The following is a 5,210-nucleotide window of genomic DNA, read 5'->3' on the forward strand; positions in this document are numbered from 1 at the left end:
ATTCACGACGACCAACCCGGATAACCCGGCGCACTGGTTCCGCCGCGACTACCTGAAGCGGCCGGCCGAGACCCGGCTGCGCTCGTGGCACTTCACGCTGGACGACAACCCGTTCCTCGACCCCGAGTACGTCGCCAGCCTCAAGTCCACGTACGTGGGCCTGTTCTACCGGCGGAACATCCTCGGGCACTGGGTCCAGGCCGAGGGCGCCATCTACGAGGCGTTCGACGAGACCCGGCACGTCGTCCGCGACGTCCCGCACATCAGCCGCTGGCTGTGCGACGCGATCGACTACGGCACGACCAACCCGTACTCCGATCTCCTGATCGGCCTCGGGGTGGATCAGCGCCTGTACGTCGTCTCGGAGTACCGGTGGGACTCCCGCGCGCAGCGCCGGAAGAAGACCGACGCCGAGTACAGCCAGGAGCGCCGGCGCTGGCTGGCCTCGGTGTCGCAGCCGCAGACCAACGTGCTCGGCGTGCACCCGGAGTGGACGGTCGTGGACCCGTCGGCGGCCTCGTACATCGAGCAGCTGCACCGCGACGGCGTGACCGGTGTAACCCCGGCGGAGAACACGGTCCTGGACGGCATCCGCACCGTCTCCAGCCTCTTCGCGGCTGACCGGCTTCGCGTCCACCCCTCGGCCGTCGGCCTCATCGAGGAGCTGCCCGGCTACTCCTGGGACGACGAGGCGGCGGAGAAGGGCGAGGACAAGCCCATCAAGGTGGACGACCACTCCTGTGACGCACTGCGTTACGGCGTTCGTACGACCGAGGCCCTGTGGCGGCCGCACATCCCGACCCTCCTGGAGGTAGCCGCGTGACGCGTCAGGTCCCCGAGCCGGTCACCCCGGACGACGCGATCGAGAACGCCGCCCGGCTGCTGCGCGCCGCCGAGCTGGAGACGAACCTCGCTCTGATGGAGCGGCTCGACGAACTCGCCACGTCGTGGCTGAGCCTCGCGCATCTGCTCATGGAACGGGAGGCCGTCTGATGCCGGTACAGCTCGCCAAGGTGCGCCTGCAAGGTTCCGGGCGCGGCACCGTCGAACTGGACGGCCTCCGCATCCCCGGGGTGCGCGCAGTCACGGTGCAGACCGAAATCAACTGCCTCCCCGTCATCCGCCTGGAGATCGTCGCCCGCGAGGTCGATCTGAAGCAGCTCCGAGAGCTGCCGCCCGACGAGGAGGCTACGGATGCCGCTCCCTGACCGGGATATCGCGTGGCCGCCGACCGATCCGGTCGTGCAGACCGCGCTCGCCGACTGGGACGCCTGGTACAGCTCGGAGCCCGACCGGCTCGGCGACCGCTACCTGAACCGCGGCATCCGCGAACTCCCCGAGAACCGGCCGTCCCAGTACCGCGGCGGCCTGATCGGCACCGTGTCCCGCTGGTTCTGGGGCCAGCCCACCGAGCCCGGCCAGAAGCGGGAGAAGCTCCACATCCCCCTCGCCGGGGACATCGCCCGCACCAGTTCCTCTCTGCTGTTCTCCGAGCCCCCCGCGCTGACCGGCGTCAGCGACGCGACGAAGGAGCGGCTGGAGAAGCTCCAGGAGCAGCTGCACCCGACGCTCCTGGAGGGCGGCGAGGTGTGCGCGGCCCTGGGCGGCGCCTACCTGCGGCTCGTCTGGGACGAGGAGATCTCGGATCGTCCATGGCACACGGCTGTGCCGGCGGACCAGGCCGTACCCGAGTTCGCGCACGGCCGCCTGCGCACGGTCACCTTCTGGACGGTGGTGGAGGCCGACGGGAACACGGTGTGGAGGCACCTGGAGCGGCACGAGCGCGGCCGGATCCTCCACGGCCTGTACATCGGCACCCCGGGCATGCTCGGACGGCGCACCGCCCTCCAGGACCACCCGGCCACCGAAGCAGTCGCCCGGACCATCACCCGGGAGGACTGGATCGATACGGGGGCACCGCAGCACCTGACCGCCTCGTACGCGCCCAACGTGCGCCCCGCGCGCGCCTGGAGGAACGTCCCGGCCGCCGCCTACTGGGGACAGTCGGACTTCCAGGGCATCGAGCCGCTCATGGACTCCCTGGACGAGACCTGGTCCAGCTGGATCCGCGACATCATCAACGGCAAGGGCCGCATCGTCGTCCCGAACTCCATGCTGGACAGCCTCGGCCCCGGCAAGGGCGCAGCGTGGAACGAGGACCGCCGGGTCTACTCCGGGCTCAACATGCTGCAACGCCCGGGCGACCCCAGCCCGCTGGAAGTGGTCCAGTTCGAGATCCGCGTCCAGCAGCACCTCGACACCTGCCGCGCCCTGGTCTCCGAGGCCGCCCGGCAGGCCGGCTATTCGGCGTCCACGTTTGGGGAGCACGGGGACGGCGGCGGCCAGGCCGTGACCGCCACCGAGATCAAGGCCCGCGAACGCAGGTCGCTGATCACCCGGTCCCGGAAGGCCCTGTACTGGAAGCCCGCCATCACGGACGCGCTCGCTGCCCAGCTGGCGGTGGAGGCCGGGCCCCTGTTCGGGGTCAGCGGCCTGGACGTGGAGCCGCCGAAGGTGGAGTTCCAGGACTCGATCAGCGAGGGCCTGGGCGAGCTGGCGACCACGGTGGAGGTGCTGAACCGTGCCGAGGCCGCGTCCCGGGAGACGTCAGTGCGGATCCTGCACCCGGACTGGGACGACAAGCAGGTGACGGCCGAGGTCGACAAGATCATGACCGAGACCAGCCGTAACGTCGCCGACCCCTTCGAGACGGGGGCCGAGGGCGAGGGGGTGCCGAATGCCGGTGTCCCCCGCGATGGCCGAGGACCTGGCGACTGAGGTCGCCCGCCTCTACGACGACGCCCAGGCCGCCCTCCTCGAACGGCTGGCCGCCGCCCTGGAGGCGGACATCCAGTCGCCGCGCTGGGCTGAGCTGAAGCTGGCCGCCGTGGGCAACCTCCGCACCGCCGTGGAGGAGATCGCCAACGTGCTCCAGCAGGACACCAACGGCGCCGTACGGCGCGCGCTGATCGAGGCGTACAACCGCGGCCGACAGTCTGCCGTCGCCGAGCTGGGCGCGCTGGACATCGGCCGCGAGCTGGCGGCCCGGCAGACGCTGCCGAACGCGCCGGCCGTCGACCGGCTGGCCGCCTCGATGGCCGACGACACGCGGCCGGTGTACGCGCGGATCACGCGCGCGATCGTGGACGTGTACCGGCGGATCGTGTCCGGCCCGGCCGGGAACGTCCTCCTCGGCGCTGCCACCCGCAGACAGGCCTCCCAACGGGCCCTCAACGCCTTCGCGCAGCGCGGCGTCACGGGGTTCGTGGACCGTGCTGGCCGGTCGTGGGACATGGCGTCATACGCCGAGATGGCCGTGCGCAGCGTGACGGCACGCGCAGCTGTCGAGGGCCACGTCGACGCCCTGGCGGAGATCGGCGTCGGGCTGGTGATGGTCTCCGATGCCCCGCTGGAGTGCCCGTTGTGCGAACGGTGGGAGGGCGAAGTACTCACCCTGACCGGGCCGCCGGGACCGCAGACGATGCTTGCGGAGCACGCGGCCCCGCCCGAGGAGCCCCGCCGCGGGCTGCTTCGCCGACGGCCGCCAACGCCGCCGGTCGTCGTCCACATCGCTGGATCGCTGATCGAGGCACGCGCGGCCGGCCTGTTCCATCCCAACTGCCGCCACTCCCTGGCGGCCTACCTGCCTGGCGTGTCGACCCGGCCGCCTCACCACGCGACCCCGGGGACGACGTACGAGGACACGCAGCGTCAGCGGGCCATTGAGCGCCACATCCGCCGCTGGAAGCGCGAGCAGGCCGCCGCGATGGACGAGGCCGCGCGGCGCCGGGCCGGGGCGTACGTCCGCAAGTGGCAGAAGGCGGCCCGCGAGCACGTGGCGGCCCACCCGGACCTGCGCCGCAAACCGACGCGCGAACAGATCGGCGCCGCCCGGTAGGCGCCCCACAGACCACCGGCACCCGCCGCACGGCGACCGCCGGACATCCCGCACGGGAGAACACCATGCAGCACCCTTTCAAGCACCCGCTCGCCACACACCACGCGCTGGAGGTGCTCGGCTACCGCCGCAACGGCTCGCCGATCTACGCCATCGCGGGTGGCAACGGCGAGGGCGAAGGCGGCTCCGGATCAGGCGGCCAAGGCGGCTCCGGTGACGGTGGCGCGGCCGGCGGCCAGGGCGACGGCGGGCAGGGCTCGGGCCAGGACGGCGGGGGCTCCGGCGGCTCGGGCGACGGCGGGCAGGGCGGTGCGGGCTCCGGGGACGGAGACGGCACCGACTGGAAGGCCGAAGCCCGCAAGTGGGAGGACCGCGCCAAGGCCAACAAGAAGGCGCAGGACGAACTCGCCGCGCTCAAGGCCTCGCAGATGACCGAGCAGGAGAAGGCCGTGGCCGAAGCGGAGAACAAGGGCCGCACGGCCGCCGCCGCCGACTACGGACTGAAGCTCGCCGGTGCCGAGTTCCGAGCCGCCGTATCCGCGGCCGGTATCGACCTCGGCGAGGCCGCCGAGTACATCGACGTGTCCCGCTTCGTCGGCGAGGACGGCGAGGTGAACGTGGCCGCGATCAAGTCAGCGGTCACGAAGTTCTCCAAGCTCGCCCCGGCCAAGGGCCCCGGCCGCTCAGGCGGCGACCTCGGCGGCGGCTCCGGACAGCAGCCCCCCAACCTCGACCAGCAGATCGCGCAGGCCAAGGCGGACGGCAACTGGCGACTCGCCATGCGCCTGGAGAACAGCAAGCTGGCCGGCCTCACGGACCAGCAGTAGACCCGGGTCCGGCCATGGCCGCGCCCCCATCACGGATGAAGGAGAGTGGCCATGGCCGGGATCACCGCGCTGGGCACCACGTACAACCTGCCGAACTACACGGGGATGCTGCACCAGCTCACCCCGTCCGACACGCCGTTCTTCTCCGCGATCGGCGGCCTGACCGGCGGCGGGCAGACCAACAGCATCGAGTTCGAGTGGCAGACCTTCGACCTGCGCGCCGCCGCGCAGAACGCCAAGCTGGAGGGCGCCGACGCGCCGACCGGGCAGGAGCGCGTCCGGGCGAACGTCTCCAACATCGTCCAGATCCACCACGAGACCGTGGAGGTCTCGTACACCAAGCTCGCCGCCGTCCAGGCGAAGAGCGGCATCAACAACGCCGAGTCCAACCCCGTCACCAACGAGGCGGACTGGCAGATCGAGCAGATGCTCAAGCAGATGGTGCGGGACATCGAGTTCAGCTTCATCCAGGGCACCTACGCCAA

6 protein-coding genes and 1 pseudogene are annotated in these 5,210 nt (G+C 71.4%); all 7 read left to right on the forward strand.

The annotated features are described in order from the left end of the window. A pseudogene (locus ACFWR9_RS42135) lies at nt 1–823 on the forward strand (PBSX family phage terminase large subunit); the annotation flags it as partial. Further along, nucleotides 820–993 (forward strand): hypothetical protein, encoded by a 174-nt coding sequence (locus ACFWR9_RS42140; protein WP_383852820.1) that lies wholly within the window; start codon nt 820–822, stop codon nt 991–993. The pseudogene ACFWR9_RS42135 and the gene ACFWR9_RS42140, both read left to right, overlap by 4 nt. Continuing rightward, nucleotides 993–1,208 (forward strand): hypothetical protein, encoded by a 216-nt coding sequence (locus tag ACFWR9_RS42145; RefSeq protein WP_383852823.1) that lies wholly within the window; start codon nt 993–995, stop codon nt 1,206–1,208. Before ACFWR9_RS42140 ends, ACFWR9_RS42145 begins: the two co-directional genes overlap by 1 nt. After that, nucleotides 1,195–2,778 (forward strand): phage portal protein, encoded by a 1,584-nt coding sequence (locus tag ACFWR9_RS42150; RefSeq protein WP_383852826.1) that lies wholly within the window; start codon nt 1,195–1,197, stop codon nt 2,776–2,778. Before ACFWR9_RS42145 ends, ACFWR9_RS42150 begins: the two co-directional genes overlap by 14 nt. Next, on the forward strand, nt 2,738–3,898 hold the full coding sequence (locus ACFWR9_RS42155; RefSeq protein ID WP_383852829.1) for a phage minor capsid protein: 1,161 nt from the start codon (nt 2,738–2,740) through the stop codon (nt 3,896–3,898). Before ACFWR9_RS42150 ends, ACFWR9_RS42155 begins: the two co-directional genes overlap by 41 nt. Before the next feature lie 65 nt (nt 3,899–3,963). Then, complete coding sequence (locus tag ACFWR9_RS42160; RefSeq protein WP_383852832.1) at nt 3,964–4,725, forward strand: hypothetical protein; 762 nt, start codon at nt 3,964–3,966, stop codon at nt 4,723–4,725. A gap of 51 nt (nt 4,726–4,776) precedes the next feature. Next, nucleotides 4,777–5,210 (forward strand): DUF5309 family protein (locus tag ACFWR9_RS42165; protein ID WP_383852835.1); only part of this gene is annotated, 434 nt, incomplete at its 3' end.

The sequence above is a fragment of the Streptomyces sp. NPDC058534 genome (assembly GCF_042717365.1).
Classification (GTDB): Bacteria; Actinomycetota; Actinomycetes; order Streptomycetales; family Streptomycetaceae; genus Streptomyces.

Coding starts and splice junctions, on each gene's coding strand:
- ACFWR9_RS42155 (WP_383852829.1), top strand. CDS start 2,738: ATGCCGGTGTCCCCCGCGATGGCCGAGGACCTGGCGACTGAGGTCGCC.
- ACFWR9_RS42145 (WP_383852823.1), top strand. CDS start 993: ATGCCGGTACAGCTCGCCAAGGTGCGCCTGCAAGGTTCCGGGCGCGGC.
- ACFWR9_RS42150 (WP_383852826.1), top strand. CDS start 1,195: ATGCCGCTCCCTGACCGGGATATCGCGTGGCCGCCGACCGATCCGGTC.
- ACFWR9_RS42160 (WP_383852832.1), top strand. CDS start 3,964: ATGCAGCACCCTTTCAAGCACCCGCTCGCCACACACCACGCGCTGGAG.